This window comes from Pseudobdellovibrionaceae bacterium, from assembly GCA_020635075.1.
Classification (GTDB): domain Bacteria; phylum Bdellovibrionota; class Bdellovibrionia; order Bdellovibrionales; family UBA1609; genus JADZEO01.
On the sequence record JACKAM010000002.1, the window covers coordinates 297,404 to 323,682 of the forward strand.

The 26,279-nt window shown below is 51.4% G+C and carries 27 protein-coding genes; 10 read left to right on the forward strand and 17 right to left on the reverse strand.

Going from position 1 to position 26,279, the window contains the following annotated elements; all coding sequences use genetic code 11:
* Positions 1-14: 14 nt before the first annotated feature.
* The 11 genes from flgL to flgF form a co-directional block, all read right to left on the reverse strand.
* The gene (gene flgL / locus H6624_11060) at positions 15-1,169 is read right to left on the reverse strand and encodes a flagellar hook-associated protein FlgL (protein ID MCB9084876.1); all 1,155 of its coding nucleotides are present in this window, start codon (positions 1,167-1,169) and stop codon (positions 15-17) included.
* A gap of 14 nt (positions 1,170-1,183) precedes the next feature.
* The gene (gene flgK, locus H6624_11065) at positions 1,184-2,608 is read right to left on the reverse strand and encodes a flagellar hook-associated protein FlgK (protein MCB9084877.1); all 1,425 of its coding nucleotides are present in this window, start codon (positions 2,606-2,608) and stop codon (positions 1,184-1,186) included.
* 55 nt (positions 2,609-2,663) lie between these two features.
* Complete coding sequence (locus H6624_11070) at positions 2,664-3,179, reverse strand: flagellar protein FlgN (GenBank protein MCB9084878.1); 516 nt, start codon at positions 3,177-3,179, stop codon at positions 2,664-2,666.
* A 23-nt stretch (positions 3,180-3,202) separates the two neighbouring features.
* Positions 3,203-3,511, reverse strand: a complete 309-nt coding sequence (flgM, locus tag H6624_11075) for a flagellar biosynthesis anti-sigma factor FlgM (protein ID MCB9084879.1) — start codon at positions 3,509-3,511, stop codon at positions 3,203-3,205.
* A 125-nt stretch (positions 3,512-3,636) separates the two neighbouring features.
* Positions 3,637-4,317, reverse strand: a complete 681-nt coding sequence (locus tag H6624_11080) for a rod-binding protein (protein MCB9084880.1) — start codon at positions 4,315-4,317, stop codon at positions 3,637-3,639.
* Positions 4,314-4,592 (reverse strand): hypothetical protein, encoded by a 279-nt coding sequence (locus H6624_11085; protein ID MCB9084881.1) that lies wholly within the window; start codon positions 4,590-4,592, stop codon positions 4,314-4,316. The genes H6624_11080 and H6624_11085 overlap by 4 nt, the downstream gene beginning before the upstream one ends.
* Positions 4,589-5,596, reverse strand: coding sequence for a flagellar basal body P-ring protein FlgI (locus tag H6624_11090; protein ID MCB9084882.1), 1,008 nt, complete (start codon positions 5,594-5,596; stop codon positions 4,589-4,591). Before H6624_11090 ends, H6624_11085 begins: the two co-directional genes overlap by 4 nt.
* Positions 5,593-6,381 carry a flagellar basal body L-ring protein FlgH gene (locus tag H6624_11095; protein MCB9084883.1) on the reverse strand — a complete coding sequence of 263 codons (789 nt, stop codon included), beginning with the start codon at positions 6,379-6,381 and terminating at the stop codon, positions 5,593-5,595. Before H6624_11095 ends, H6624_11090 begins: the two co-directional genes overlap by 4 nt.
* Positions 6,378-7,337 carry a flagellar basal body P-ring formation protein FlgA gene (flgA, locus tag H6624_11100; protein ID MCB9084884.1) on the reverse strand — a complete coding sequence of 320 codons (960 nt, stop codon included), beginning with the start codon at positions 7,335-7,337 and terminating at the stop codon, positions 6,378-6,380. Before flgA ends, H6624_11095 begins: the two co-directional genes overlap by 4 nt.
* A 4-nt stretch (positions 7,338-7,341) precedes the next feature.
* Positions 7,342-8,127, reverse strand: coding sequence for a flagellar basal-body rod protein FlgG (gene flgG, locus H6624_11105; GenBank protein ID MCB9084885.1), 786 nt, complete (start codon positions 8,125-8,127; stop codon positions 7,342-7,344).
* A gap of 18 nt (positions 8,128-8,145) precedes the next feature.
* The gene (gene flgF, locus H6624_11110; GenBank protein MCB9084886.1) at positions 8,146-8,955 is read right to left on the reverse strand and encodes a flagellar basal-body rod protein FlgF; all 810 of its coding nucleotides are present in this window, start codon (positions 8,953-8,955) and stop codon (positions 8,146-8,148) included.
* Positions 8,956-9,240: 285 nt separating this feature from the next.
* On the opposite strand from flgF, the gene H6624_11115 reads away from it, so the two are divergent.
* Both H6624_11115 and H6624_11120 read left to right on the forward strand, forming a co-directional pair.
* Entirely contained in the window at positions 9,241-10,272 is a 1,032-nt protein-coding gene (locus H6624_11115) for a lytic transglycosylase domain-containing protein (GenBank protein ID MCB9084887.1), read from the forward strand.
* 51 nt (positions 10,273-10,323) lie between these two features.
* Positions 10,324-11,520 (forward strand): aspartate kinase, encoded by a 1,197-nt coding sequence (locus H6624_11120; GenBank protein ID MCB9084888.1) that lies wholly within the window; start codon positions 10,324-10,326, stop codon positions 11,518-11,520.
* On the opposite strand, the gene H6624_11125 is transcribed toward H6624_11120, so the two are convergent.
* On the reverse strand, positions 11,501-11,953 hold the full coding sequence (locus H6624_11125) for a hypothetical protein (GenBank protein MCB9084889.1): 453 nt from the start codon (positions 11,951-11,953) through the stop codon (positions 11,501-11,503). The genes H6624_11120 and H6624_11125 overlap by 20 nt on opposite strands.
* A 6-nt stretch (positions 11,954-11,959) precedes the next feature.
* Positions 11,960-12,685, reverse strand: coding sequence for a murein L,D-transpeptidase catalytic domain family protein (locus H6624_11130; protein MCB9084890.1), 726 nt, complete (start codon positions 12,683-12,685; stop codon positions 11,960-11,962).
* A gap of 158 nt (positions 12,686-12,843) precedes the next feature.
* Here H6624_11130 and H6624_11135 point away from each other — a divergent pair, with 158 nt between their 5' ends.
* The 3 genes from H6624_11135 to H6624_11145 all read left to right on the forward strand — a co-directional run bounded on the left by H6624_11135 (position 12,844) and on the right by H6624_11145 (position 16,461).
* Positions 12,844-13,797, forward strand: coding sequence for a hypothetical protein (locus H6624_11135; GenBank protein ID MCB9084891.1), 954 nt, complete (start codon positions 12,844-12,846; stop codon positions 13,795-13,797).
* 295 nt (positions 13,798-14,092) lie between these two features.
* The gene (locus tag H6624_11140; GenBank protein ID MCB9084892.1) at positions 14,093-15,886 is read left to right on the forward strand and encodes a hypothetical protein; all 1,794 of its coding nucleotides are present in this window, start codon (positions 14,093-14,095) and stop codon (positions 15,884-15,886) included.
* On the forward strand, positions 15,886-16,461 hold the full coding sequence (locus H6624_11145) for a hypothetical protein (GenBank protein ID MCB9084893.1): 576 nt from the start codon (positions 15,886-15,888) through the stop codon (positions 16,459-16,461). The genes H6624_11140 and H6624_11145 overlap by 1 nt, the downstream gene beginning before the upstream one ends.
* Before the next feature lie 71 nt (positions 16,462-16,532).
* On the opposite strand, the gene recA is transcribed toward H6624_11145, so the two are convergent.
* The 3 genes from recA to H6624_11160 all read right to left on the reverse strand — a co-directional run bounded on the left by recA (position 16,533) and on the right by H6624_11160 (position 18,762).
* Complete coding sequence (gene recA, locus H6624_11150) at positions 16,533-17,642, reverse strand: recombinase RecA (protein ID MCB9084894.1); 1,110 nt, start codon at positions 17,640-17,642, stop codon at positions 16,533-16,535.
* Positions 17,643-17,704: 62 nt separating this feature from the next.
* Positions 17,705-18,205, reverse strand: a complete 501-nt coding sequence (locus tag H6624_11155) for a CinA family protein (protein ID MCB9084895.1) — start codon at positions 18,203-18,205, stop codon at positions 17,705-17,707.
* Between the two features lie 2 nt (positions 18,206-18,207).
* Entirely contained in the window at positions 18,208-18,762 is a 555-nt protein-coding gene (locus tag H6624_11160) for a phosphatidylglycerophosphatase A (protein MCB9084896.1), read from the reverse strand.
* A gap of 114 nt (positions 18,763-18,876) precedes the next feature.
* On the opposite strand from H6624_11160, the gene H6624_11165 reads away from it, so the two are divergent.
* The 4 genes from H6624_11165 (at position 18,877) to H6624_11180 (ending at position 24,909) form a co-directional block, all read left to right on the forward strand.
* Positions 18,877-20,121 carry a type IV pilus twitching motility protein PilT gene (locus H6624_11165; GenBank protein MCB9084897.1) on the forward strand — a complete coding sequence of 415 codons (1,245 nt, stop codon included), beginning with the start codon at positions 18,877-18,879 and terminating at the stop codon, positions 20,119-20,121.
* 33 nt (positions 20,122-20,154) lie between these two features.
* Positions 20,155-20,613, forward strand: a complete 459-nt coding sequence (locus H6624_11170) for a RecX family transcriptional regulator (GenBank protein ID MCB9084898.1) — start codon at positions 20,155-20,157, stop codon at positions 20,611-20,613.
* Entirely contained in the window at positions 20,600-23,335 is a 2,736-nt protein-coding gene (alaS, locus tag H6624_11175) for an alanine--tRNA ligase (protein MCB9084899.1), read from the forward strand. The genes H6624_11170 and alaS overlap by 14 nt, the downstream gene beginning before the upstream one ends.
* A gap of 185 nt (positions 23,336-23,520) precedes the next feature.
* Positions 23,521-24,909, forward strand: coding sequence for a hypothetical protein (locus H6624_11180; GenBank protein ID MCB9084900.1), 1,389 nt, complete (start codon positions 23,521-23,523; stop codon positions 24,907-24,909).
* On the opposite strand, the gene H6624_11185 is transcribed toward H6624_11180, so the two are convergent.
* Positions 24,906-25,760, reverse strand: a complete 855-nt coding sequence (locus H6624_11185; protein MCB9084901.1) for a hypothetical protein — start codon at positions 25,758-25,760, stop codon at positions 24,906-24,908. The genes H6624_11180 and H6624_11185 overlap by 4 nt on opposite strands.
* Before the next feature lie 228 nt (positions 25,761-25,988).
* Here H6624_11185 and H6624_11190 point away from each other — a divergent pair, with 228 nt between their 5' ends.
* The gene (locus tag H6624_11190; protein ID MCB9084902.1) at positions 25,989-26,273 is read left to right on the forward strand and encodes a hypothetical protein; all 285 of its coding nucleotides are present in this window, start codon (positions 25,989-25,991) and stop codon (positions 26,271-26,273) included.
* Positions 26,274-26,279: the final 6 nt, after the last annotated feature.

A 26,279-nucleotide genomic window follows, 5' to 3' on the forward strand; every position in this document is an offset into this window, starting at 1 on the left:
GACTGAAAACTGGTCTAGCCGACAAAATCCAGGAGAGATTTTTCGATGAGCTTTCCACTGGTGGCGAGAGTTGCCTGCAGAGTGGACTCGGTTTTATTCATGTCGCTGACGACTTCAAAGGCGTCCACGTCTTCTAGCTGAGAGATGGACGACTGAGAATCAACCTTCGACTTTTGCAGGGTCTCCATGGCGGAGTTAAGAGTCATCACCCTTGACCCCACCTGAGAGCGAGCCATCACCACCTGGGAGATGGCGGCGTCCAGTCGGTCCAGAGTGTCCTGAACCACCCCTTTGTCATTGGCCCGCAGCCCGGTCGATAGGCGCGTGATCACACCAAACAGATTCACTCCATCGTGAGGGGCATCCACTCCCCGATCCTGGGGTTGAACGGCTTCAGCCTCCTGATTGGGGTTCTCTCTCACTCCACGGGTGTGGGTTCCAGTATTCGCGTTTTCGCTGGCCGGCCCACGCATCTGAGGACCATTGCCATTAGGCGCGCCTTTGCCCGGCCCATAGGTGCCCGGCGGCTGATCGGTGCGGTTGGCCCGGCGCTGATCCTGAAACTCCTCAATGGTGCGCGCTTGTTGTTCTGAGGCATGGCTGACACCGTCTTTGGACAATCCCTGACCCAAAAACACTTTGGCACCAGGAAGATTCATAGCCAGGAAGGACCCCTTGTCCACATGGACCATCATCTCACCCATGTCACCGGCGTAGGATCCGGAGTGGGCAAATGGCGTGGTCGTGGTCTTGAAGCCGCCAAAAACATATCGATCACCGTGCTGACGATTACCGATTTGCACAATCTGATTGTAGATCTGCTCAATTTCAGTGGCCACCACATCCCGGGACAGTTCATTGGCACTGGCATCATTGGCCTGACTCAAGGCCAGCTCTTTGGCGCGCACCAGTTGTTCGGTCAATTCCGACAGAGATTGATCGGTATACTCCAAAAAGCTGCGCGCGAAATCCAGGTTCTTCAGATACTGACGGGTACCGGCCAGCTCCACACGGGAGGCTAAGACTCGGGCGGCCGCCACGGGGTCATCACTGGGCTTGGTCACCCGCTTTTGAGTCGCAGCCTGGTTTTGCAGATGAGCCATCTCTGTCCGATTCTTGGCCAGATTCTGCTTCACCTGTTCATAGTTCATCTTATCTGCAATACGCATTTATCAACCCAGGCCTATAGGCGCTTTAAATTAAGAACGGTATCCATCATTTCATCGGCCGTGCGAATCAGCCGGGCCGAGGCATCAAAGTTCTTTTGAAACTCAATCATCTTGGCAGTTTCTTCGTCCAGACTCACCCCGCTGATGCTTTCGCGAATGTTCTCTAACTGCTTCACAATGTTCTTTTGCGACTCATGTTCGGAATTGGCTCTGGAGGCTTCCACGCCAATTTCCCCAACAATGGAGTTGTAGTAGTTATCGAAGCTGTTGGTGCCATCGAACACCGGCTTGTACTGAAGCGATGATAAAATGTTTGCAATGCGATTATCACCAGGTGCATTCAGGGACGCCCCAGCGACGATACGACCCACATCGTTGAGAATACTGTGGTTGACCTGCAAAGTCTGTGAGGCATCCTTCACACTCTCGGGCATAACAAAAAAACCTTCTCCCTTTTTGTTATACCGGTCGAATCCTTGGGTATGGATCTTGTTGACCTCACTGGCCAGGGTATAAGCCATGTTGTCCATGTGATCCAACAAGCCATTGGCGACCTTGTCACGAACGTCAAGAAGGCCACCCAATTTACCGCTGCGGAATTGCCTGGTCACATTGACCGGGGTGCCCGATTCCGTTGGCCGATAAAAGACCTCGATGTTGCCCTCTCGTTTTCCCGGTTTTCCCTCGGTCGACGAGGTGAACATCTCCCTGTAACTTTGTCCAGAGACCAAAACCGCGTTGTCTCCGGCCGTGATCGCCACTGTGCCATCGTCGCCTTCGGCGTAGCGAATGTTGACCATTTCGCTCAATTTCTTGATCAAAAGATCCCGTCGGTCTCGTTCGTCGTTGGCATGGGCCCCATTGAGCTCGACGATCTGCACTTTCTCATTGAGGTCAGCGATTTCTTTGGTCAGTCCATTGATCTCCACCACATGATTCACGATCTGAAAATCAATATCCTTTTGGATGTCGGTCAGTTGGTCGTGAACCCGCTTGAAATCTTTGGCCAGAAAGTCCGCTGACTCTTTGACCAGAGTTCGTGCCGCCAGACCTTCCGGGTTGTTGGAGAGCTCACGAAAGCCATTAAAAAACTCGGCCATAAACTTATTGAGGCCCTTGTTCACCTGCTCGTTATAGACTTGCTCCACGCGAGCCAAGGACTCACTGCGGGCTTGGGCAAACCCCAGTTCGTTGCCTTCTTTTTCCACCTGCTTTTCCAGGTAGGGGTTGTTCACCCGGGTGACGGCACTGGCCCGCGCACCCATGCCAATGCGCAGCTTGCCGTTTCCGACCGGCACGTTGCTTTGCACTTCAACTCTTTGACGGGAATAACCTTCTGTGGATTTGTTGGCGACGTTGTGCGAGACAGTCTGCAAGGCCGTCTGACTATTCATCAGCGAACGCTTTCCGACGTCCATCATGCCCCAGATTCTTGACATCCTGTCCTGCCTCTCTGGTACTGCCCATCCTGGGCAGTCACACACGCGCCTCTAATTAGGCTTCGCGACTGACGAGCTGACCGGATTGAGCTCCCTGGTCAGCCATTTGTCCCTTCTTCTCGTAAGTGGGCTTTTCAGTCAGAGTGTCACGGATGGCATTCATTGCTCCCGTGATCTTCTCCAGTGCTGAATTCACCAGCCCTTCGTTTTGTTGGTTGTACTCCTGTACACGCTTCAATAACAGTTCCAGAACCGAATGGAGATTGCGCAGCCGATCTTCAACTTCGCCACCGAAGTGAATGGCCAGATCAACCAATCGAGGAGATTCGGTCGGCATACCTTCCGACACCGCAAGCTCTGCCACATAACGAATGCGAGAGCTCTCCAGTCCCCTTAGCTTCAGAAGCATGGCTTCTTTGGCTTTATTGTTTTCAGTGAGATCGTCCAGGTTGGCCGAGATCAAAATGTCCTTTTCCTTGCGTACTACTTCCAACAAGGAACGGTAGATCTTAACCTGGTCTTCCAGATTGAGAATCAATTTGTCGTAAGCATCTTTTGTTGTTGGCTTCACTTATATCCCCACCCTGTGTTTTATCACTCCGGCATGCCCAAGTGATCGTCGACCAAACGGTCAGCAATGGCTGAAGCATCAACCGAGTACTTGCCCTCGTCAATCAACTTCTGCAAACGGGCCACCTTGGCCTCATCCACGTCCACCTTGCTGGCAATCTCCTTGGCTTTCTGAAATGCTTGAGCGCGATCAGAAAGATTCAGCTTCACTGATCCTGGTTCTGCTTTGTCTACACCAGAACCACCTTTGGCATCGGTACCATCAACAGCCTTTTGCTTGGCTGAATTAATGTTCTGCACATTTGTGCCCGCACTATTATTGGTGACCTTCATACTGCCTCCAAGCAACATACATCACATAAAATTGTATCATATTGAGACACAACGCCGCAATGAAAAGGCCCCTGGACTCGCCTCCAGTTCTGGATTTCCTCTCTGAGCTTATCCATTTACGCTCCTCATGCGCCGTTTTTGGTCACCGTCCAGGTCAACTTGCCTGCGTCAGGATCAATCCAACCGAGGCTCTGTCCTGCAACCACATCCTCGCCCGCCTTTAGGCCAAGGATACTTCCTTGATAATTCAAAATCGATTCCACTCCGTCAACATGGCGAATTTTCATCTTCGCTCTGCCGTCGTTTGACTGGAATGCTTCTGCCACGCGCCCAGACCAAGGGCTAGTGACGGGAAGCCTACTGGCTCCCTGCTGTTGAGTCCCATCAAGCAGCAAATGCATGGAGCCGTTTTCTTCCGTGGCCTTTTCCAAACGAACAGGTCCGTGTGTTGATTTGTTTGGATTTAGGGGCAAGGGACCCTGGGGATGACCAATGGGCCTCATACCGCCCAAGACTTTTTCCTGAAGCTGCTGGTAGATCATCTCGCCCAATCCAACGCCGCCCTTTTTTCCCCAGGCTTCCACGTACTGTTGATCCAATTGATCGCGATAGAGTTTCTCGGCAAAACTCCCTGGCAACACTCCCTGCCCTTCAGGGACGGTTTTCCTCATCGCCTTGACCATCTCATTGAGAAAGTGACGCTCATAGAGTTCCGCTGCCTCGCGAAGTCGCTTTTCCTGCGCTTCACGTGTTGGCTGTTGTTGAACAAGGCTAAAGGTGTTTTTGACCGGGAGTGGTCCACTCATGGTGGCGAACCTGTAAAGTTTAAAAAGAAAAAGAGGGGAGATGAGTCAGACAAGGTCGTGCATCCTGCACTTAATGTGGCAAACTCGGTACTAGGCCAATCCTTGGCTGGTACTGAATTCTTGATCCTGTCTCCTGCGCGAAACTGGAATCTCTTGAACCATCCTTGGTTAACGCTCTCTAACTCACCAACCCCCCAGTGCAAACACATCCATGTGTTGTGCACCTTAAGTTTAATTTTAGCTTTAATGTTTAAATCCTTAAAATCCTTTTTCATAAAATTTCCAAGTCACCCTGTAGGGCACCCGCCGACTTGATACTCTGTAAGATGGTGATCAGGTCTTTAGGAGAGACGGCCATGCGATTTAAAATTTTGACCAAGTCTCCAACACTTGCTGTTTCATCGATGATCATGACCTTCTCTTCTTCCTTCCCTTTAGCCGAGCCACTCCCGACCTTAATCGACAGGTCTCCATGACTAATGGCCACCTTGGAAATCCGGACCCCATGGCCTATGACGACAGTCCCGGTTTTCTCATTAACCACGACTTTAGCTCGGATATCTGGAGACACATCCAGAGACTCAATCATCGCCAACAACTCCACTCCCTTTCCCTCGTATTGCGTGGGAGAGATGATATCGATGGTTCCTGCATCAAGAGCAGTGGCGTACTTCCCGGCCAAATCCATATTCACTTTCTGTGCAACCCGCGCCGCCGTGGTGAAATCCGGATTATGCAAGGTCAGGCGAAACATTTTGCGATTGGAGAACTGATCTCCCACATCCCTTTCGATGATGGCACCGTTTGGAATGCGCCCCACTGTCTCGTGCACACCCCCCTGGGCGTGGCCGACAAGAATGGGCCCTTGGGCGACAGCATAGATCTGCTGATCGGCTGCTCGCAGAGGAGATTGCACCAGGGTCCCACCTTTAAGGCTTGTGGAGTCGCCAATAGCATTGACCGTAATGTCCAACTGATTTCCGGCGCGGGAGAAGGCCGGCAAAGTGGCCGTGATAATGACTGCGGCAACGTTTTTACTTCCGCCTTCCTTACCCTGAAGCTTCATTCCCATGTGATCCAGCAATCTCTGCAAGCTTTTATCTGTATATTCAGACTTGCTGTCGCCACTACCATTAAGGCCCACCACCAAACCATAACCGACCAGCTGGTTGCTACGCACGCCTCGAATGTTTGCGATATCTTTGAGACGGGCGGCATTAGCATTTAGAGCACAAGCGAGAAGAATAACTAGTACTTGGAGAGTGATAAAAGTCTTCATTCGCTCTTCCTCTTTACACTGACGATGTCAAACTTAGGATCCAACAACGAGCTTGAGCTGATTCCCTCATCCGAGAAGTCCTCTGACCGCACAATTCCCGTAACAATGACTTTGTACTCGCGAGATCCAATCATAAATGGCTGACTGCCCCGCACTCGGTAGTTGCCGTCAATCATGCGCTCAGTGATGCGTGTAGGAACTGTCTTCACGGGAAAGTCGGAACCAGCATTGAGCACGTCGGATTTACTGTCTTCTTCCTTGCCAGCTTCCTTCGGAGCAGGTGCTCCTGGAGGCTTAGCTGCTCCCGGGGCAGCCGGTGCCGCTGCGGGATCTCGCACCGGCGGTGGCTCGGCCCTTCGCTCCAGCTTTGCCAACAATTTGCGAATGACTGTCACCTTTGACTGCAACTGATCGCGAGGCTCGCCATCAATACGCACACTCATGGGATCGCCAATCATGCGAATGATATTTTGTGAAAACAGATAAGAGCCCTGCCCCTCCATGATCCACAGCGATCCAGCGTGGCCCTCCAGCTGGGCCTCTTCCTGGAGGGATTGCTTGGTCGCCCGTTTGTATTGGCGACGTACGTTATTATAGAGGTTGGAGTTGTCTGAAAACTTGGTGTACTGAGGCTTGGGCGGAGCTGCGGCTTCCGCCGCCCCTCCACCACCACCGAGAAAGGCTTTCATTTTTTTACCAAAGCCGGCGCAGCCGACAAGGGATAGGGTCAGCAAAGCGATGCTGGTCAATTTCAACAGACTGAGAACAGGGGATCGCCGCTTCATTTCAACTCCACCGAACCTTTAGCGACGGCCACACCGGTGATGATCTGTTTGGATGATGCATTTCGCAATCTCACCACATCGCCGATAAAGCCATCGCTTTCCGCCTGGGCCATCATCGAGATCTCAAGGGGCCCCTCGGCTGACACCACTTTAATCCACTCGCCACGACTGACCGCCTTTTCCTTTGCCAAATCGCTTTGCCAGAGAATCTGTCCCACGGCCTTGGTCATTTTGGTTTTTCTTCCCACAAGTGATTCTTTAGTTGGTATGGCGTCTCGGGCATAGGTGACGTCGCGAAATTCAAACTGCACATCAGTTTCGCCCAATCTCTCGTTGAAGGACATGTTGCGCGTGACCACTGGCACCTGTCTTTTGATCTTTGCCACGCCGTTGATCCAAAAGCGTTTGCCATTGCCATCCTGTGAGTTCCCATCCAATACCCGAATACCAATACTGAAGGAGCCACGGGGAAGTGGTGGCGCTCCAATAAATGACCACTCATTCACTCGGCTTCCCTCGGGTAGGCGTGGAAGCGATAACTCCTGAATTTCGAATCTACAGTCAGGGCACTGCGCCTGCCACTGACTAACAAGTCCCTGTTTAATTTCTTGTCCCGGAAGCTGCACACCCGGGTTTTCCACGGTGACTTCACTGGGAATTCTAAAGTTATATTGATCAATCACTTCTGGTTTTGCGGCCTTGGCTCGGCGAAGAAGAGAGGAGATCAGCTGGCTGGTGAGAACCCGTTTTTCACCGACCCGGGGGGCGTCGGCTAGGGAATAGGATGCAAAGACATCTTTTAACTCAACGGATTTAACCTGACCTGGTAGGATGTCGCCCAGGGTGAGTGAACTCTGCCCATTGGTCCTAACCAAGGCCGGGATAGTGATTTCTTCCCGCGCTGAAACACAGGTCACAAACAGAAAGAATAAAAGAACACCAAGGCTTATTCTCAAACCATTACCTCAGATTATTCATATATTGGAGCATTTGATCAGTTGCCTGCACGACTTTGGAATTGGTTTCGTAAGCACGCTGGGCCGTAATCATATTCACCATTTCGTCCACAACATTCACATTACTGGTTTCCAACTGACCCTGGGCCACCACTCCGAGACCGTTTTGACCAGGAGTTCCCTGCTGAGGAAGACCACTGGCATTGGAGGGAACAAAAAGGTTTTGGCCTACACTCTTAAGTCCTGCCGGATTCACAAAATTCACCAATTGAATCTGTCCAATATTCTGAGGAACCGTGTTCACGCCGGTAATGATCTGTACAGACCCATCAGGATTAATCTCCACTCCCGTCGCATCTGGCGGAATCGTAATCTCAGGCTGGAGAATATGACCATTCTGATCAGCCAGACGTCCATCAGGAGCCTTTTTAAATGCTCCGTTTCGAGTGTAGCCGATCTGGCCACTGGGCATTTGCACGGGGAAAAACCCCGAACCTTGGATTTCAATGTCAAATGGGGCTCGGGTTATTTTAGTCGAGCCCTGGACAAAGTCCTTTTGCACAGCCGCAGTCTTGACCCCTAACCCTACCTGAACGCCGGTGGGGGAAATGGAGTTGGCCCCACTTTGTGCCCCGGGCTCTTTGACCGTCTGATACATGAGATCCTCAAATTCAGCCCGAGCCTTTTTAAACCCAGTGGTGGATACGTTGGCCAAATTGTTGGCAATTGTATCCATATTAGTTTGCTGAGCTTGCATGCCGGTTGCGGCTGTATTTAACGCCTTAAGCATAGTCCCTCATATTCTCCATTAGCTCGTTCGCGGTACCTCAGTCATCAGCTTCTGATCCATTTGATCAAAGGCTTTGATTGCCTGCTGAGTGCTTTCAAAAGCGCGTGTTGTGGCAATCATGTCCGTCATTTCTTCAACAATGTTGACGTTACTTCCTTCAAGAAATCCCTGATGAACTTTCATCCCATCCGAGGGGCGCAATTCCGTGTTGAATGTGGGCTTAAATCCATAAAGAGAACTGCCTGTTTTGATAAGCCCATCTGCCTGCCTGGGCTCTACCAAAGACAGGTCGGCCACACTTTCTCCACCGACAAAGACCTCACCCTCATAAGACACCGTGATGTTTCTATTATTGCCAATTTGAATGGTCCGCTGTGCTGGGTCCTGAGCCCCTTGGGCGAGAACAGGATAACCTTCCTTCGTCACCATCCGTCCATTGGTATCAACCGTGAACGAACCGTTACGAGTGAGTCGCACCCCTTGGGGAGTTAACACCTCGAAAAAGCCCTTTCCCTCCAGACCAAAATCAAGAACGTTGCCACTGGGCTTTAAAGCGCCTTGAGCAAAATCCGTGTAGGATCCGGCAGCGTTGACATATCCGCGATCCCCACCCTGCATATCATAGAAGCTTTCGATCGATGCCGGGATTTTCGGCACCTGGATCACCTCAGGAAGTTTTTCGTAAGCACTTAGATACTCGTTAAAGACCTGACGGTCTTTCTTGAACGATGTGGTGTTACTGTTGGCGATGTTATTGGCCAAAGTCTCCAGTTTGGATGACTGGGCCATTGCCCCGCTGAGTGCCGTGTATATGCCTTTGCTACTCATAAACCTCCCCCACAATCATAAACTGAGCAAAGCCTATGCCACGGCGTAGCCCCATCGACTTTGGTGAAGATTTTTTTTCTCGACTTCAATACAATTGCCATTGAGCCGAAACGAATGGCGGAGACCTCTCACTCTCCGGTCCCAGGTCCAAGTCAGGAATTTGACTGACTCACCGTTTTGTGACGCTCGACATAGGTCCAGGTCCGACGTTGTGATCCTCGCCAGGCCTGGATAGAATAAGAACTCGGAGTTTGTGGTTTTTTCTTTTTCAACAGGAAGTTGGATTTGTTTCGTCTGCTAACAGTTCTCATTGTTGTTGTAGCCTCGGGAGCTCAAGCCGCTATTCCCGGAAAGGCCAATGAGCAGAAGGTCACCAGCAAAAAGTCGACTTCCGTGATTCATCTCACCACTCCCGTCGAAAACAACCGCAAGGTCACCAGACTGCGGGTCAAAACCAAATCCAAGGCCATTCAGAAGAATACCCGCATTGCCAGCTCCATTTACTCTCCTGTGGACCGCCGGCCCAATTACGATCTGCCCATCACCTACAACAGTAAGGTGCGTTTTTGGATCAACTACTACCAAAAAGGCGGGCAGTCCTGGTTTAAGCGGTGGATGGAACGCTCTTATCGATACCTCCCTCAAATGCAAGCTCATATGAAGGAGAGAGGGATACCTCAAGACCTGGCCTTTGTGGCCATGATTGAAAGTGGGTTTTCTCCACATGCCAAGAGTGACGCCGAGGCCGTCGGTTATTGGCAGTTTATCAAATCCACGGCCAGTAGATACGGACTGCGAATCAATTGGTGGTTAGACGAGCGTCGCGACTTTACCAAGAGTACCCGGGCTGCCGCCTCTTATCTAAATGATCTCTACAAAATGTTTGACTCTTGGTATCTTACGGCCGCGGCCTACAACATGGGCGAAGGCAGATTAAGAAAACTCATTCAGAAGTACAAGACCGACAATTTTTGGGTGCTCTCCAAAAAGAGGGACTTCCCCGAGGAGACACGAGAGTACATTCCAAAACTCTTGGCAGCCATGCTTATCTCCAAGTCTCCTGCCCTCTATGGCTTCCACAAGATGGAACCCAAAGAGCCCTATTCCTATGAATACTTTTCTGTTCCAGGAGGAACCGACCTCTACAGTCTCTCCAAACACCTCAAAGTCCCTCTTGGGTCCCTGAAAAAGCTCAACCCTGAGCTCCTCCACAGTTTTATTCCCAGTTTCGTCAATAGCCATCGCATTCGTATTCCGCGCGGCACCACCACCAAAGTGTCCCAATACGTGCGGCAGCAAATGAAAAAACGCCTCTAGCGCCAATTCAATTCCGGTGATAAAAGACCACTATCAAAGTGAGAGCATCGCATGGATTTAGTTGTCCAAAAATACGGTGGCAGCAGCCTAAAAACTCCTGAGGACATTCGTCGGGTGGCCAAACAGGTGGCGGAGATTCACCATGGCGGAACTCGGGTCATCGTCGTGGTCAGTGCCATGGGTACGGCCACGGATGAACTGGTTCAACTGGCCTACCAGATTAGTCCCAGGCCTAACCGCCGGGAATTGGATATGCTGCTAACTGCTGGCGAGCGGGTAAGTATGGCGCTTATGAGCATGGCTCTCCATGATCTCTACTGTCCGTCGATTAGCTTCACCGGAAGTCAGGCGGGGGTGCTCACCGACACTTCTCACAGCAATGCCCGGATTCAGGAGATCAAACCCATTCGCGTGGAAGAGTCGCTTGAGCAAGGCAAGGTGGTGGTGCTCGCCGGCTTTCAAGGTGTTGATCCGGTTGCTAAAGAGGTAACCACTTTAGGACGAGGTGGGTCGGATACGACGGCTGTGGCCATGGCCGCTCATTTTAAAGCAAAGCGCTGTGAAATCCTAAAAGACGTGGACGGTATTTTCTCGGCAGATCCAAAACTCATACCCCACGCAAAACATTACGGGGTTTTTCCCTTTGCGGCAATTGAGGACGCCTGCTTTTGGGGGGCCAAGGTTCTCCACTTCCGCAGTGTTGAATTGGCCCGCACCCTTAAGGTTCCACTCTACGTGGGCAGCTCCCTGCACCCGGAAAAGGGCACCATCATCCAAGAAGAGGTACCAGAAATGTATGAAAAAGTTATCCCTCTTACAGTGAACTCGCTTAACGAAGTTCATCACTTGTCAGTTCAGTGTGAAAATCCAGCTGAGGGGATGCAGTTGCTGGAAAAAGAACTAAAGCAACATCAGCTCGCCTGGCCACAAATCTTAGCTACTGTCTATGAAGAGGGCCGCCTGAGAATGATGGTCTCCACGAGCGCTGAGCAAATGAAGGCTTTGTTGCAGACGCTGACCAGTTCTGTCTTTAAGTCCATTCGCGAGCCTTTGACGGGCGTAACTCTCACTTGCAGTGGCCTTTATTCCTCAAACCTGCCTGAGCAAATTCTTGGACTATTACAACAGGACGGCTTAGCCCCAGTGAAAACACTCAGCACGGGAACAAGTTTTTCGGTTTTCGTAAAACCTGATGAGAAAGAGCGGACGGTCCGAGCTCTCCACCACTTTATTGAGCAGAACTCTTAGGAGACTTGCTTAGAGTCCCACACTCTTTGGATCGACTCAGAGTGAGGGTGTCATTGCGAATTTTTTTGCTGTCCACTTCAAGACCTGCAATATTGCCGTTCTCGCGAGCAACTACAAGGGGCCCTTTTAAATTTATCACCACACCCTCTTTGCCCTTTTTGGTCAAAAAGAAGGATCCTCCATCGTCCTCAAAAACACATAATCCCTGAGAGGTGGTCAATGGACAGGCAAGATTGACCGAGACCACATCTCCCCAAACTAGGCTCACGCTTAAGACTGAGCTACGAGAGAAGGAATCCTCCAGTTTTAGCTCAAGATTGACAATCTCTTTTGTGTGAGTATCCCGATAAACACCCACGAAGCAGGATTCTGCACTGGCGGCTAATGACCACCCCAACAAACCTGCTATGCCCACTAAGAAGACCTGTTTCATCCCCACCTATTGTCCCGGATAAAAATAGATCACCGAACCATCTTTAATTTGACCGATCACCTTTTCCGCACGACGGGAATCTAAAACCACTGAACCACGACTGCGCCACACAGTACCGACTTTGTCCCCACCTTTCACGACTATGGATCTACGACAGGCCTGGTCGTTCTTGGCGGTTTCCATGCCATGAATGATCAGACCTGTGCCACTATGTCCATAATAGGATCCGCCCGTGACCGCAAAGCCAACGATCGACATATGGGTACCCACTTCGTTCCCAAAATGATGGAGACTGTTAACGAAGCCATCCTGATCCGGGTCCGATTCCCGACCGTGTTGAACAGGAAAGGACCAAGTCTCACCATCACGCAAGCGGAGAATATGAAAGCGTTTATCCAAAGCGCTTTGCGCATAATCAACAATGGTCAGGTATTCTTTGTTTGGTATTCGATCCTGATTTTGCTGCAAAAACTGAAGGGCTCTACGCACCGCCAACTCGGGAAGACCTCGCCTCAGAGCTTTCGAAAGTAATTTCCCTTCATCAAACTTAAGGGCCTTGACAGGTAGCTGAGAGATCCTCGTCTTATCCGCCACACATCTTTCGACCAAGGAATCCATGCTACTGGCGGACCAGGAAACCCGCGGCACGCTGGGTGTGGGAACCTGACCAAAACATGGCTGGACCTGGTTAAGAAGCAGAATTCCAAAAAGGAGGTATTTGCCTTTGTCCATTTCTTTTAATTATCTCAAAATTTGCCAACAATTCCCAGAGAAAGCTGGTTCCGAGCGATTGATCACTCGGCAAAGGTTTAGACACTCAAATCGTCTCTAGAGGCCTGTTTGCTGGCAACCTCCTTGCAAAACTTGGGGGCCGAAAGGTAGGATTGAGTATGACTCTAGGTTACGGTTGTTTGGTTGTTTTCCTGTCACTGTCTTTGGCCCAGATCGCCCGCGCCAATCCCCAGGCTATGGCCAAGGCCAAGCGCATGGGATGCCCTCAAGATATGATTACTAGTGATGGTCGGATCAAGTTTGGTAAATACCTCGATAATGGCGCCAACGGCCGCTGCCTTTACCAGATTCAGCCCAACCAACAAAGTCTCACGACGGCGGTTTTCCAACGACTGGGCATGAGCCCAACCGGTAACAGCAATGTTGGTGAATACCATGCGGCAGCTGAAGTCTTCCATGCCATGGACACCCTAGGCGATGGTCGCTTTGACTTTCACAAGGAGGCCTCTCTCAGATATGAGTCCTACACGACTCGAAAAGACAAAGACGGCAACGAGGTTAAGAAGTATTTTTCGACGTGCAACTATAAGACACTTATCATGCGCAATTCGGGATGCCAGGCGCGGGTGGCGATGGATGATTCTCGCGATTTGTTTAACGGACGCAATAATACGCAACATATTGCCCATGAATGGGGCCACTGTTTGGGTCATTTGAAAAAAAATGGTAGTCGCGTCTATGATCTCTATAAGAAGGCCGTTCCTGATGGTTCCTGCAAACCCACCTGGTACTGCGACAAGAACTACTCAAAAGGCCAATACCGGAATGAGGAGTTTGCCGAAGTCTTTAGCCTTTACCTCACTGACCCTGAACACCTTCATCAGTTCCCTGGTTGCGAAAAGGCCTTTCGCTTTTTTGCTGATTTGTTTGGTGAGAAGATCCCTGCGGCCGGTCCAAAAGCCATCACCTGCGAAAGCCGTGCGGCCTATTTTAACGACGACACCTATCCCGGACGCCCTGATCGGATCATTCGCGGAGGCGACACCTCCACCGGTCGCCTCAACGAGGACAGAACTCTTCCGCCTCGGGACCGGCAAAGAGGGACCAATTAGCGGCCGCGATTGGGACGACAAGTGACAAGGTCTTAGACATTAACTTGTCGTCAGTTTAAGTTGAGATCCAAATTATCGCGCCTACGTGGCTTCCATGTCGACACTCCAATCTCACCTTGTTTCCCCGCTCCGATCGAAAAAATAATCTCGTAATTTCAAGAGGTTATGCGCGGCCCGCAGATTGCTCTTAAATCTCTTTGTCTACTATTTGGTTGGAAAGAAAGAGGGTTGAACTATCGAACACTCAAATCGTCAATTCCCAGGACAGTTAGTTTTCCTGTGGATAAATACTATATTGATAGGGCTCTACAGCTTGGCCGTTCACTCGGCCAACAGTGAACAAGTGAAGCTGCTAGACAAAGAAGACCAATACGCCATCCACCTGCGCGCTAAAGGCGTCAACGGGCGACTTGATCCCACCTTCCGTGGCTACTCCAATGTCCGCTGTACAGGCTTAACGCCTCCCCTTAAAGGGACTGTTATTGCCAAAAAGCGCAGCGGACTGCTGATTGTGTTTAATCAAGATGAGTTCAAAAAACTTTGTGGCGACAAGATGGGAGTCAACGGTCAGCCCATGTTGTGGATCTACGAGCCTCTCAATTTTGTCCGCAAAGACAAGGAGGACAAAGTCGAGGGCAACAGCCACGGCGATGTGGCGGCAGCACTTGAGTCCATCGAAAACCAAAAGAAGTTCACCGGCCTGGCGGCGGACGAAAAAGACCAAGCCATGGTGCCCGTTGGCTATTCGGGCGGCGAGGCCGCCAAGGGGCCCGACCCGGATGCTTCGGGCGAACCGGTGGATGACAAGTATATGTTGGCTGAATCCGAGAGATTTAACATCAAAATGCGCTCTTCTGGGGTGCGGGCTCGCTTGACCACTGACTTTCGAGGGCGTGACAATCTGGCCTGTAAACGACTCAAAAGGAACATGCGCGGAACTGTGGTTGCGCGCAAAGATGGCGGCATCCTCATTGCCTTTAATCCGGAAGACTGGAAAAAGGCCTGCGGCGACGCCGATGGAGTTCTGGGTCAACCCATGGCTTGGGTTTATGAACCAGGGAATTTTGTTCGTCGGGACAACAGCGAAACCGCCACCAGCTATGGCGTCACTGGTGAAGCCGTGGCGGCCATGCAAGACGCGCAGGTCGAAGCCACCAGTGATGCGGGCCAGTTTGCCGATGACGGACTCTCGGAAGCCGAATGTAACACTTGTGGTGCCCCACCCGATTTTAGTGGCGCCAAGGACATTTCGGCCGCACTCACACACGGAGATTTGGATCGCCGCTGTTTTCGCTCCGATGGAACTGCGGATGTTGCGACTGGAGGATTTAAGGCCATTCTCGCCCGCGCCCGTTCTCGGGGCTGGAACAAAGCCTGTGTGAATGAGCTCAAGCGCATCGCCTGTGAAGAATCACCGTGGAAAGATCTAGGCCTCAAGGATCGCTTCAATCGAATTATGGCCTTGGGTAAAAAACACGCACAGAAGTATGGCGTCGACGCGAGAGCCATGCCCTGTATCGCGGGAGCCGAAACCCTGTCGTTGGAACCTTTGATTAAGGTCTTTCATTCATGTTACAAAGGCATTCACAATAACTACACCGCTCAGGGAATGGGACAGATGACCCGCACCACATTCCGCGCTTATTTCAAACGTGGCGGCGCGGGACTGGGGCCATTTAGAAGCTCGATCCCCCCGTTCAATCAACCGCCCTACAATCAGGACGCAGATAAACTCTTCGATGCGATGGGCACCAGTGTAGAACTACAGCTTGAAATCATGGCCTATACCCTCAGGGAGAAGAAGAGGGGCTCAAAGGACTGGACCATGTTTTTTCGCTACCATGGTGTTTCTAAAGGCTACGCCAACGCGGCCAATCGATGCATGAGCTGTTTGAAAAACCGCATTGATCAAAATGGACGATCCATTGCCTCGGAAGATCCGGTTCAATGCCTTAGCTACACGGCCCGATCTGGCAATGGCTTCTATCGTCATGCCAACAACCAGATTTACAAGTCTTTTGATGGAACAAGGAAGGAATGTCAGCGCATTAAGCGCAGTGACTTTACTCCTGTATGTGGAGGTCGATAATGGATTGGATGACCAAGACCGTGAAATGTTCGTATCAGCTTTTAACATTGAGCGTTTGTCTGCTGATGGGCACTGCCTCTGCAGTTGCCGATCAGGATCCTAATTTCAGGCCGGCCCAGAAGAGAGCTCAACGAACTCCCCAGTCCACAATTAAGGAAGTGATCGGCACACTCAAGCATGGACCAGACGAGTGGAAGGCCTATAGCGAAATGGTGGGGCAGGCGGAGACCCATTTGGTTGTTGAAATCAATGGCGAAGCGGCCCTGAAGTTTCGCGAATTGGACGGTTTTTTTGATCGCGGACGCCTCACCCGCATTAAACATGCGGTTTACAAGAACCCCGTGTTGATCACCGTCTGGGAAAGAGGTGTGGGTAGCAAGATCTTGCGGATCTTTTATCCGACGGAAACCACTGAACCGGTATTTGTGGTGGAAACTCCAGATGAAGGCCTTAATTTTCGCGTTCAGAAAGATCGCATCCAGATTCGCTACACTGACCCCAATTCGCTGACTCCGGGGTTTTCCGACAAACCACCCAAGCAACTCCTGGTCGAATGGCCGCCAAGGGCCAAGTAAAGAGCGATAATTGAAAAAAAAAGCCAGGTCGAGACCTGGCTTTTTTTATAGGCTACTTGTCTAACACTTGGTTAGTGTTTGGCTTTGGCCTTCTTAGGCTTAGCGGCTTTTTCCTCAGCCATGGCGGCCTTGGCAACCACTTCCTCGGCGGGCTTATCTTTGGCCGCTTCGGGCTTTTTCTTGGTCACACCGTAGACTTCCAACAAAGCTTCGCGCAGTTCCTTTTTAATCTCAGGATTTTCCTTGAGGAAAGTCCGTGCGGCTTCACGGCCCTGACCCACACGTTCGCCTTTGTAGCTGTACCAGGCGCCAGACTTTTCAAAGAGGTCTTTCTTAACTGCCAGGTCAAGAATGTCACCTTCTTCAGAAATACCCTCACCGTACATCAGATCAAATTCCACCTTGGCAAAAGGAGGGGCCATTTTATTTTTGACCACCTTCACCGCTGTGCGGTTGCCAGTCACTTCTTCGCCGTTTTTGATGGCGCCAATACGACGGACATCCAAACGCACAGAAGAGTAAAACTTCAGGGCATTTCCACCAGTGGTGGTTTCAGGGTTACCAAACATCACGCCGATCTTCATGCGGATTTGGTTGATGAAAATCACCAGGGTGTTACTGCGGTTAATGACGGCCGTCAACTTACGCAGAGCCTGAGACATCAAGCGCGCCTGAAGACCCATGTGGCTATCGCCCATGTCACCCTCGATCTCCGCACGAGGTGTGAGAGCGGCAACTGAGTCCACCACCAAAACATCCACGGCACCGGAACGCACCAGAGTTTCGGTGATCTCCAAAGCCTGTTCACCAGTGTCAGGCTGAGAGATGAGCATTTCATCCACCTTCACACCCAGCTTACGGGCATAAGACACATCCAAGGCATGTTCGGCGTCCACGAAAGCCACGGTGCCACCCGCCTTTTGAGCTTGGGCAATAGTGGAAAGAGCCAGAGTGGTTTTACCGGAAGATTCAGGTCCATAAATCTCCACAATACGGCCGCGGGGAAGACCACCAATACCCAAAGCAATATCCAAGCTCAAAGCCCCTGTGCTGAAGACAGGAACATTGTCATAAAGACTGGTGTCTCCGCCGAGCTTCATGATCGAGCCTTTACCGAACTGCTTTTCAATCGCGCCGATGGCCAGTTCTAGGGCTTTGGATTTGTCTCCACCTGTCTGCATATTTGCCATATAGAGGCTCCTCTCATGCTGATGTTGTGTTTGATCTTTCTAATACAAAAAGGTCACTCATTCAGGGTTTCGAGTAATAGCTCCAGGGCGTAGAATGCCGACTGGAACTGGACTTCTGTCCTTGCTCCCCCATCAAAGTACTTTTGCACCCGTTTTTCAACTCCTGGGCCACACAACGCAAAGCAAACTGTTCCAACTGGCTTCTCTTCTGTTCCGCCATCCGGACCGGCGACACCCGTGATGCTGAGAGTCCAATCGGCTCCCAACATCTCGCGCGCCCCGCGGGCCATAAAAGTGGCTACAGGTAGACTGACTTCCCCATAAGATTCAATGGCATAACGCGGAACCTCCAGAAGAGCCTCTTTTACCCCACCCGCATAGCTCACCACCGAGCCCCTGAAAAAGGACGACACTCCGGGTTGAGAGGCAATCCAAGAAGAGAGGAGTCCACCAGTGCAGCTCTCGGCCAGACCCAAGGTTTTTCCCCGATCCCAAAACCACTGAGAGAGAAGGTTGATTCTTTCTGCCACTAAAGTCTGTTGTTGATTGGTCATTGTCATAGCACCAGTTGCTGGCCCAGCCAGTCCGTTTTTGTGTAAGCGATCTGCAAAAGCACGTTGGTTAAAATCCCGGCCACTAAATCATCGGCCACCACACCTAAGCCACCTTGAACCTTACGGTCGACGACCGAAATGGGAAAGGGCTTTACCGCATCGAGGAGGCGAAAAATCGCAAAAGCTGCAACAAAGCTCTGCCAGGTCAAAGGCAGCCACAGCATGGCGACGACAAAACCCGCGACTTCATCAATCACCACCTCTTTGGGGTCATGATCCCCGTGCTGAGTCTCGTACATCTGTGCCACGACAATGGCGACCACCACCAGAATTGCAGTGGCCAGCATGTAAAAGTACTCGCCTCCCCAGGCAAACAGCGGCACGAGAGGCAAAGCCGCCAGGGTTCCCACCGTACCCGGAGCCTTTGGGGCTTTCCCCAATCCTCCTGCTGTTGCCAACAAACTGACCCAACGACTCTGGTCCAAAGCCTTATCTCCTCTCAGCACAAGGGGGCCATCATTGGTTTGATTCGGTCCAGTGTCAAACAGGAAGCCCATCCCGACTAAGGATGTGGTGCGAGGCATAAGTGTGCTTTTCCCTCTGAATTTCCCTATAATAAAGCCATCAACAACAGATTTTTCTCCTGTGAGTGAAAGCCTTTAATGTCCAGCATCGAACTCGATGACATTCTCAAACTTGCCATGAAAAAAGGGGCCAGCGACGTTCACCTGAAGGCCGGCATTATGCCAGTGATCCGCCGTCATGGAATCCTCCGCCCCTTGTCCACCAATCTTCCCAGCCTGAGTGGGGACGAAATCAACTCCATGGCCATGAAGATCATGGACAAGAGAACCCAGGAGAAATTCCTCAACGAGCACGAAGTGGACCTCGGCTACGGCATTTCCGGTCTCGGCCGGTTCAGGGTGAACGTGTTCCGCCAAAGGGGCACCACCCGCATGGTGATCCGCAATATTCCCCACATTGTTCCGAGCTTCAAAGACCTGAACCTTCCCGATGTCATCGAAAAAATCGCCGCCAACGAGAGAGGACTGATCCTGGTCACCGGAGTTACCGGGTCCGGAAAGTCGTCCACTCTGGCGGCCATTATCGACTACATCAATCGGCACAAGAACAAGCACATTCTGACCATTGAAGACCCCATTGAATTCCTTATTCGCGACCGCAAAAGCATTATCACCCAAAGGGAGTTGGGCGTGGATGCCACGGGTTTTGCCGCATCTCTCAAGGCCGCCCTCCGCCAAGACCCGGACGTGATTCTCATCGGTGAAATGCGCGACCGAGAGACCATCGAGACCGCCCTGACGGCGGCGGAAACCGGACATCTGGTCCTCTCCACTCTCCATACTCTGGATGCCCAAGAGACCATCAACCGGATTGTGGCGGTGTTCGACCCCCATCATCAGCATCAAATTCGTATGCAGATTGCCGCAGTGTTAAAGGCCGTCATCAGTCAGCGTCTGGCCCGACGACAGGACAAAAATGGTTTCGTTCCAGCTGTGGAGATCCTCATAAATAACACCCGTGTGCGAGAGATGATTGAAGACCGGGACAAAACCAAGTACATTTCTCAAGCAATTGAAGAAGGTCAGGTCTCTTGGGGAATGCAGTCCTTCGATCAAAGCTTGATGGATTTGATTGATCGCCGGCTGATCTCCTTCGAGGAAGCTCTTCAGCTGTCCACCAACCCGGAAGATTTTCGGGTGCGCTATAGCGGTGTCGACGCCATGGATGGAAAAAAGTGGTCCGAGGGCGGCGGCGCGGTGGACAAGCGGGTTTCACAGAACTGGAAAGAGATTTCGGAAGTGGAAATTGAAGTCCTCACCGAAATCAAAAAGCGCCAGGCCCTGGAATCCAAGAAGAAAAAGGACAACGGCGATCCCGAAGACGAAGCCTGATCTTTCTGCAACCTGAAAAATCACAGGAGTGACATGGACCCTCGTGCAGAAAATCAGCTCTCCGACAACCTAGCCATGGCCATGGATAAACTGGTGCGCTTTCTCGCCCGTAGGGACCACAGCGAACTGGAGCTCCAGGAAAAGCTGGGGAAGAGCTTCACCCAGGAGGTGGTCGACCGGGCCATCGAGACCGCCCGTGAGCGAAAATGGTTACCGGACCCCCAAGAATTGGCCGAGCGGGTGGCCTCAGCCCTGGGGGCTAAACGCAAGGGACAGCTCTATATTCAAAATTACCTAAGAAAAAAGGGCCTCCCGCCGGTTCCCCGGCAGGAGGAGCAAGAGCTGGAAAAGGCACGGGATTTGCTGAAAAGTCGGTTTGATTGCTTTGATAATTGGCTCGACCATGAGATGAAACAAAAGGCCTATCGGTACCTAGCCAACCGGGGCTTTGAAGACCAAATCATTAAGAAAGTGCTCTATGAAAAGTCATGAAGTTCGCCAGGCGTTTATTGATTACTTCAAAAAACAGGATCATGCCCCCGTGGCCAGCTCCCGCCTGATTCCTGAAAATGATCCCACTCTGCTGTTCACCAACGCGGGAATGAACCAGTTCAAAAATGTGTTCCTGGGCCTGGAGTCCCGCGACTACAAACGAGCGGTCTCGTCCCAAAAATGTGTGCGCGCCGGTGGTAAACACAACGATCTGGAAAACGTGGGGCACACGGCTCGTCACCACACCTTCTTTGAAATGTTGGGCAACTTCTCTTTTGGTGATTACTTTAAAAAGGAAGCCATCCACTACGCTTGGGAATTTGTTACCAAGGATTTGGGCCTGGACAAGAAGCGACTCTACGTCTCGGTTTTTAAAGACGACGATGAGGCCGCAAACATTTGGCACAAGCAGGAAGGCGTCGCCAAAGATCGCATTTATCGCTTTGGCGAAAAGGATAACTTCTGGCGCATGGGCAACAGTGGCCCCTGTGGCCCCTGCTCGGAGATCTTTTACGATCTCGGCCCCGAAGTGGGCGGTGACCCTAAAGAGAATGTGGTCGGCGGCGAAGGGGACCGCTACGTGGAATTTTGGAACCTGGTCTTTATGCAATTTAACGAATCTGAAGACGGTACCAAAACCCCACTCCCCAACCCCAGTATTGATACCGGCTCCGGACTTGAGCGCGTGTCGGCCATTATGCAGGGGGAGATCAACAACTATCACACTGATTTGTTTCAAGAGCTGATTGGCGTGGCGATGAAAATATCAGGCCACGAGTACCTGAAGTCCCTGGCAAAAATCAAAGACAAGGAAAAAGCGGAGCGCGAAGCCCTGAACATGGCCTTTCGTGTGGTGGCTGATCACAGCCGCGCGGCGGCCTTTTTGATTGCTGATGGAGTGCTACCCTCGAACGATGGACGGGGTTATGTCCTCAGACGCATCATGCGCCGGGGTATTCGCTATGCCCGCAAGTTGAGCCAGAGCAATTCCCTGATGGTGCCAGTGGTGGAAAACGTCATTGCCTCCATGGGCGATGCCTACCCGGAACTGGTGGAACAAAAACAGCTGATCTCCACCACCATGAGAGATGAAGAAGCTCGCTTTTTGTCCACCCTGGATCAGGGAACTCACATTCTGGAGAACGAGCTGAAGAAATTGTCCGAGTCAGGACAGAAAACTCTCGATGGTAAAATTGTGTTTAAACTATATGACACCTTTGGCTTTCCCGCGGACCTCACTCGGGTGATGGCTAATGAACATGGCTGTCATGTGGATGAGGCTGAGTTTGAACGTCGCATGGAGCAGGCCCGTGAAAAGGCCAAGGCATCATGGAAGGGCAAGGCCCTTGGTGGCGACCAGGCCCACTACATCAAAGTCAGCCAGGAACTCCTCAAGCAATCAGGCCCCACAGAATTTAAGGGCTACGATGGGGTGATACAAAGTTCAGGCAAAGCTCTTCTCTTGTCCGATGGCAAGAACCTTAGGGATTCACTGAAGTCTGGCGACGAAGGTGTGATCGCCTGTGATCAAACCTGCTTTTATGCCGAAAGCGGTGGTCAGGTTGGAGACCAGGGACTCTTGGTAGGTGCGGAAGGCCAGGCTGAAGTCCTTGATACCACAAAAGTGAACGACATCTTTCTTCACCACATTAAGATGGTGGATGGCGTGATCAAAAAGGGCGAAGATGTTTTGCAGAAGGTGACAACAGCCGAGCGTCGCAACACCGCTTGCAACCACTCAGCCACTCACCTCATGCACGCAGCCCTAAAAACGGTACTCGGTTCCCATGTGAACCAGGCCGGTTCACTGGTGGACAGTCAGCGGCTGCGCTTTGACTTCACCCATAACAAGCCTGTCAGCGAAGACGAAATTCGCAAAATAGAAGACCTGGTGAATCGAGAAATCTCGGCAGCGCGAACGGTTGCAACCAGCGTGATGAGTCCAGATGAAGCTAAAGAACAAGGAGCATTGGCACTGTTTGGGGAAAAGTATGGGAACAAAGTGCGTGTCGTGAAGATGGGCGATTTTTCTATGGAACTCTGTGGAGGAACCCATGTGGATAACACCGCCATGATTCGCCTTTTCAAAGTCGTCTCCGAAGGCAGCGTCAGCTCCGGGGTGCGCCGGATTGAAGCCATCACGGGCGATATGGCCTGTCGCTTTTTGCTGCAAAACACCCGTGAGAACCTTAAGTCCCGCCATTCAGCCGGAATGGCCGAGCCCTGGATGCAGTATTTGGAACAGGAAGACAGCGCCGAGGGATCGGCCAATCTGACGGACTGGATGGAAAAACAGCGTCAGGAAATCAAGGGGCTGCAAAAACAACTGGCGGACCTAAAAGGGAATCAAATCAGCGTTGAGGACCTGATTAATGGTGCCATTCCTTTTGAAGTGGGTGGCAAATCAGGGAAGTTAGTACTCGCAGACGTCCCCGTCGATGATCGCAAAGTCCTCAGTGAGATCGGCGACAAAGTGAGAGACAAGATCCAATCAGGCGTGGTGATCATCGTCGGCACCGGCGAAAAATCCCACCCCATCATTGTCTCAGTCACCAAGGATCTCGTCGGCCCCATGAATGCGGGGCAGATCCTTAAAGAGATCTCCCAGGAAATGGGCGGTAAAGGCGGTGGACGACCGGACTTTGCCCAGGGAGCCGGCCCCAACCGCCAAGGCTTGAACAAGGCCTTTGACAAGGCAAAAAATATGGTGGGACTGCACTAGCCTTAAAACAACACAGATTTGCCTGTATAGATGTCGTGAACGGGGCTGAAGCCCCGCTTCACGCATTAATCTCTATACTCCCCGCCCGTATACCTATTATCCTAGCTTCCTGATCCTACGAACATGTGGACCCAGCAAAGGGTCCGGGGTACTCAATCGATATTTTAGTCAAAGTGACTTTACTGGTGATTCTAGCCTTTTCTACCATCAACCTGGTAGCTAACGTGGTCCTTTACTCTTCGACGAGAAAACCCATCTATTTGCGCTTGGGTCTCTTCTGGGCATTCCTGGTTTTAAACTTCGGTGTTCAGTATTTGGTCCGCGAAGCCAGTGAATTCTGGATTATCAGTAGTTTCGTATTTGTCATAATCCCCGCTCTCTTTTTGGCCCATGCCTCTGTGGAATTCACTGGCCAACGGTTTCCCCTGAAAACCTTTTTGGCCGTGGGCGCCGCCGCGATTCTCATGACCGTCGTTCTCGACTTTTTTCCACTGCCCTTTTATGCCCGCGCCATACCTATCGCCTGGGTGAGCGCGAGTATCATGTGGTACGGGTTTTATGTTTTGATGATCAAGGAATGGAATCACTCCTCTCGCCTAATCAAACTTCACAGCCTGGTTCTGTTGTTTGGCGGACTCCACATGTCCAACTTCCCGTTTTTAAGAATGGACCCCTCGGCCGAAGTGTATGCCTGGCCCATTGCCTACGTCCTCGGTCAGGCGTTGGCCACGCTTCTTCCTGCAGTTACTTTGGACTATTATCGCCGCCAGGAAGAGTCGCGGCTTAAATCCATCATCGATGAGAAAACTCGGGATCTGGTACAAACCAATAAACAGTTGCGCCAGTCGGTGGCCGAAAAGCAGTTTTTGTTTCGCACTCTCAGTCATGATATTTCCAGTCCCTTGACCATCCTCCAGGGCCACATCGAACTCTACCGGCGCACCAATGACGCGACCAAACTGGTAGCTTCGGTAGCCACCATCACTGATCGTATCGCCAAACTTATCCAACAGGTGAAAACTTACGAAGCCAACCAAAAGGGCTCTGCCAATATTGAAGTTACGGGTGTCGCTCTAGAGGGCTGTGTGCGTGAGGTGGCTGGCCTCTATGAAAATAGTCTTAAGGCAAAGGCACTTCGCCTTAGCTTGGATTTTGATCCTAATGCCGAAACCATGGCTCTGGTTGAACGCAATTCCTTTATTGGCTCAGTGCTCTCCAACCTTTTGAACAACGCCATTAAGTTCTCTTACCCTACGGGCCACATTACTATTCGCATCGAAACACCGAGTGATCATCTTTGTCGGCTGACGGTACGGGATGATGGCATGGGAATTCCCGCGGCCATGCTACCCACTATCTTTGACTTTGACCAACCCAAGACCCGCATTGGCACAGGCGGTGAATCTGGTACAGGCTATGGGCTTCCCATTGTCAAAAAGATCGTGGAGTCCTACAGCGGGCAAGTTTCCATTCGCTCTGAAGAGCAAATTGACAGCTCCACCGGATTTACTGAAATCATCCTGGATCTGGAGCGCCACTATCCAGCGAGCAAAACCGCTTCGGCGATCGTCTAATTAGTTTTTGAATTGTATTGTGATATCCACTTCCAGGCTTCATCAAAAGCCCCCTGGTGGAGACTGTGTCCGACTTCAGGCCACACCTTATAGGTGATGCGCTCTGCGTATCCTGGTATTTGGCTTAAGATCTGAGCCTCATTGACGACTCCGGGATAGTATCCCGTGGAGGTATCACGATCGCCTACCGCATAGTAAATAGGCACCGCTCGTTTACCCTGCTGAGAGGCCTGGTTGAGATAACTGCGGGCGTAGCTGCCGCCAGAGCCGGGAAATACCATAATCCCTGCCAACTCACTGGCATTAACGGGATTGGTGCCATTGAGCAGGGCGATATTGCCGCCAGCTGACCATCCCGCAAAATAGATGCGCGCCCGATCCACATTGTATCCGGCCTCAAGAATTCCCACAGCTTCATTAAGACGATCAAAGATCAAACGCTGATCATTATAGGAGTTGGTGTCCACCACAAAAAAGCCATCGCGATCGGCGATACTCTTCCACTGACTGATGTCCATGTTAAATAACACCACAACCGGGCTGGCAAAATCCGCACTGTAGCTTTGGGGGCTGTAGATCGTACCCCCTCCAGCCGTCTTTTCCGCCTGGCCAGGCTGGAGTTTGCCGCCGCTGCCATTGGAGGGATCAATCCCTGTCACCTGAGTGGGAGGGTTGATCATGGGGCCTCCGCCCCCGTCCACCGGATGCACCGGCACGACGATGGGAATACCCTGATTCTTGTCCTTGGTTACCCGACTTTGAAAGTAGGGGTCAGAACAGGAAGCGAGGACGCCACCAAATAACAAGACAGCCAAGATTTTTGGAAATCGGACCCAAACAAAAAATATCATCCATTCACCCAACGCCCAAAGATGGAGCAAGCTCGATGCCGATGTTAAGACTCTCAATGACCTCTAGATTTCAGAAAACCCGGCCTGGTTTGTCGTAGCCTATGCAGCTGTTTTCAAGCTGTACAATTTTGAGAATATTGGCCCTGTCTCATTTTGAGACAAAGAAGAAAGAGGCCCCCGGTCACATTACCCCTCTAGACCCGTCCAGACGAGGCCGATAAGAGTTTCATGAGAACAAAACAAGTGATGAAAATAACTGGGGTCTTTTGTGTTTTCCTGTTGGCCTTTGGCGCCCTCGGTGAGGGCCTTTCCACGGGAGCCGATGGACTCAAAACTGAAGACTTGGGGAACCAGCCAGTCGGGGCTTCTGGGGATTTGAGCCAAATGGGACTTGGACCGGGTGGAGCCCAGCTTGATCCAAAGCAATTGCAGAAGATGCTGGAGGAGCTTCAACAAGTTAAGGCCCAAATGGAAGAGCGCAATAAACTACTCGAAGAAATGATGAACGAATAGGCTCAT

Excerpts from the sequence above, each read along its gene's own strand:
- flgL (MCB9084876.1), bottom strand. The coding sequence starts at position 1,169 with ATGCGTATTGCAGATAAGATGAACTATGAACAGGTGAAGCAGAATCTG.
- flgK (MCB9084877.1), bottom strand. The coding sequence starts at position 2,608 with ATGTCAAGAATCTGGGGCATGATGGACGTCGGAAAGCGTTCGCTGATG.
- flgM (MCB9084879.1), bottom strand. The coding sequence starts at position 3,511 with ATGAAGGTCACCAATAATAGTGCGGGCACAAATGTGCAGAACATTAAT.
- H6624_11080 (MCB9084880.1), bottom strand. The coding sequence starts at position 4,317 with ATGAGTGGACCACTCCCGGTCAAAAACACCTTTAGCCTTGTTCAACAA.
- H6624_11085 (MCB9084881.1), bottom strand. The coding sequence starts at position 4,592 with ATGAAAAAGGATTTTAAGGATTTAAACATTAAAGCTAAAATTAAACTT.
- H6624_11090 (MCB9084882.1), bottom strand. The coding sequence starts at position 5,596 with ATGAAGACTTTTATCACTCTCCAAGTACTAGTTATTCTTCTCGCTTGT.
- H6624_11095 (MCB9084883.1), bottom strand. The coding sequence starts at position 6,381 with ATGAAGCGGCGATCCCCTGTTCTCAGTCTGTTGAAATTGACCAGCATC.
- flgG (MCB9084885.1), bottom strand. The coding sequence starts at position 8,127 with ATGCTTAAGGCGTTAAATACAGCCGCAACCGGCATGCAAGCTCAGCAA.
- flgF (MCB9084886.1), bottom strand. The coding sequence starts at position 8,955 with ATGAGTAGCAAAGGCATATACACGGCACTCAGCGGGGCAATGGCCCAG.
- H6624_11120 (MCB9084888.1), top strand. The coding sequence starts at position 10,324 with ATGGATTTAGTTGTCCAAAAATACGGTGGCAGCAGCCTAAAAACTCCT.
- H6624_11125 (MCB9084889.1), bottom strand. The coding sequence starts at position 11,953 with ATGAAACAGGTCTTCTTAGTGGGCATAGCAGGTTTGTTGGGGTGGTCA.
- H6624_11130 (MCB9084890.1), bottom strand. The coding sequence starts at position 12,685 with ATGGACAAAGGCAAATACCTCCTTTTTGGAATTCTGCTTCTTAACCAG.
- H6624_11135 (MCB9084891.1), top strand. The coding sequence starts at position 12,844 with ATGACTCTAGGTTACGGTTGTTTGGTTGTTTTCCTGTCACTGTCTTTG.
- H6624_11145 (MCB9084893.1), top strand. The coding sequence starts at position 15,886 with ATGGATTGGATGACCAAGACCGTGAAATGTTCGTATCAGCTTTTAACA.
- recA (MCB9084894.1), bottom strand. The coding sequence starts at position 17,642 with ATGCAGACAGGTGGAGACAAATCCAAAGCCCTAGAACTGGCCATCGGC.
- H6624_11155 (MCB9084895.1), bottom strand. The coding sequence starts at position 18,205 with ATGACCAATCAACAACAGACTTTAGTGGCAGAAAGAATCAACCTTCTC.
- H6624_11160 (MCB9084896.1), bottom strand. The coding sequence starts at position 18,762 with ATGGGCTTCCTGTTTGACACTGGACCGAATCAAACCAATGATGGCCCC.
- H6624_11170 (MCB9084898.1), top strand. The coding sequence starts at position 20,155 with ATGGACCCTCGTGCAGAAAATCAGCTCTCCGACAACCTAGCCATGGCC.
- alaS (MCB9084899.1), top strand. The coding sequence starts at position 20,600 with ATGAAAAGTCATGAAGTTCGCCAGGCGTTTATTGATTACTTCAAAAAA.
- H6624_11185 (MCB9084901.1), bottom strand. The coding sequence starts at position 25,760 with ATGATATTTTTTGTTTGGGTCCGATTTCCAAAAATCTTGGCTGTCTTG.
- H6624_11190 (MCB9084902.1), top strand. The coding sequence starts at position 25,989 with ATGAGAACAAAACAAGTGATGAAAATAACTGGGGTCTTTTGTGTTTTC.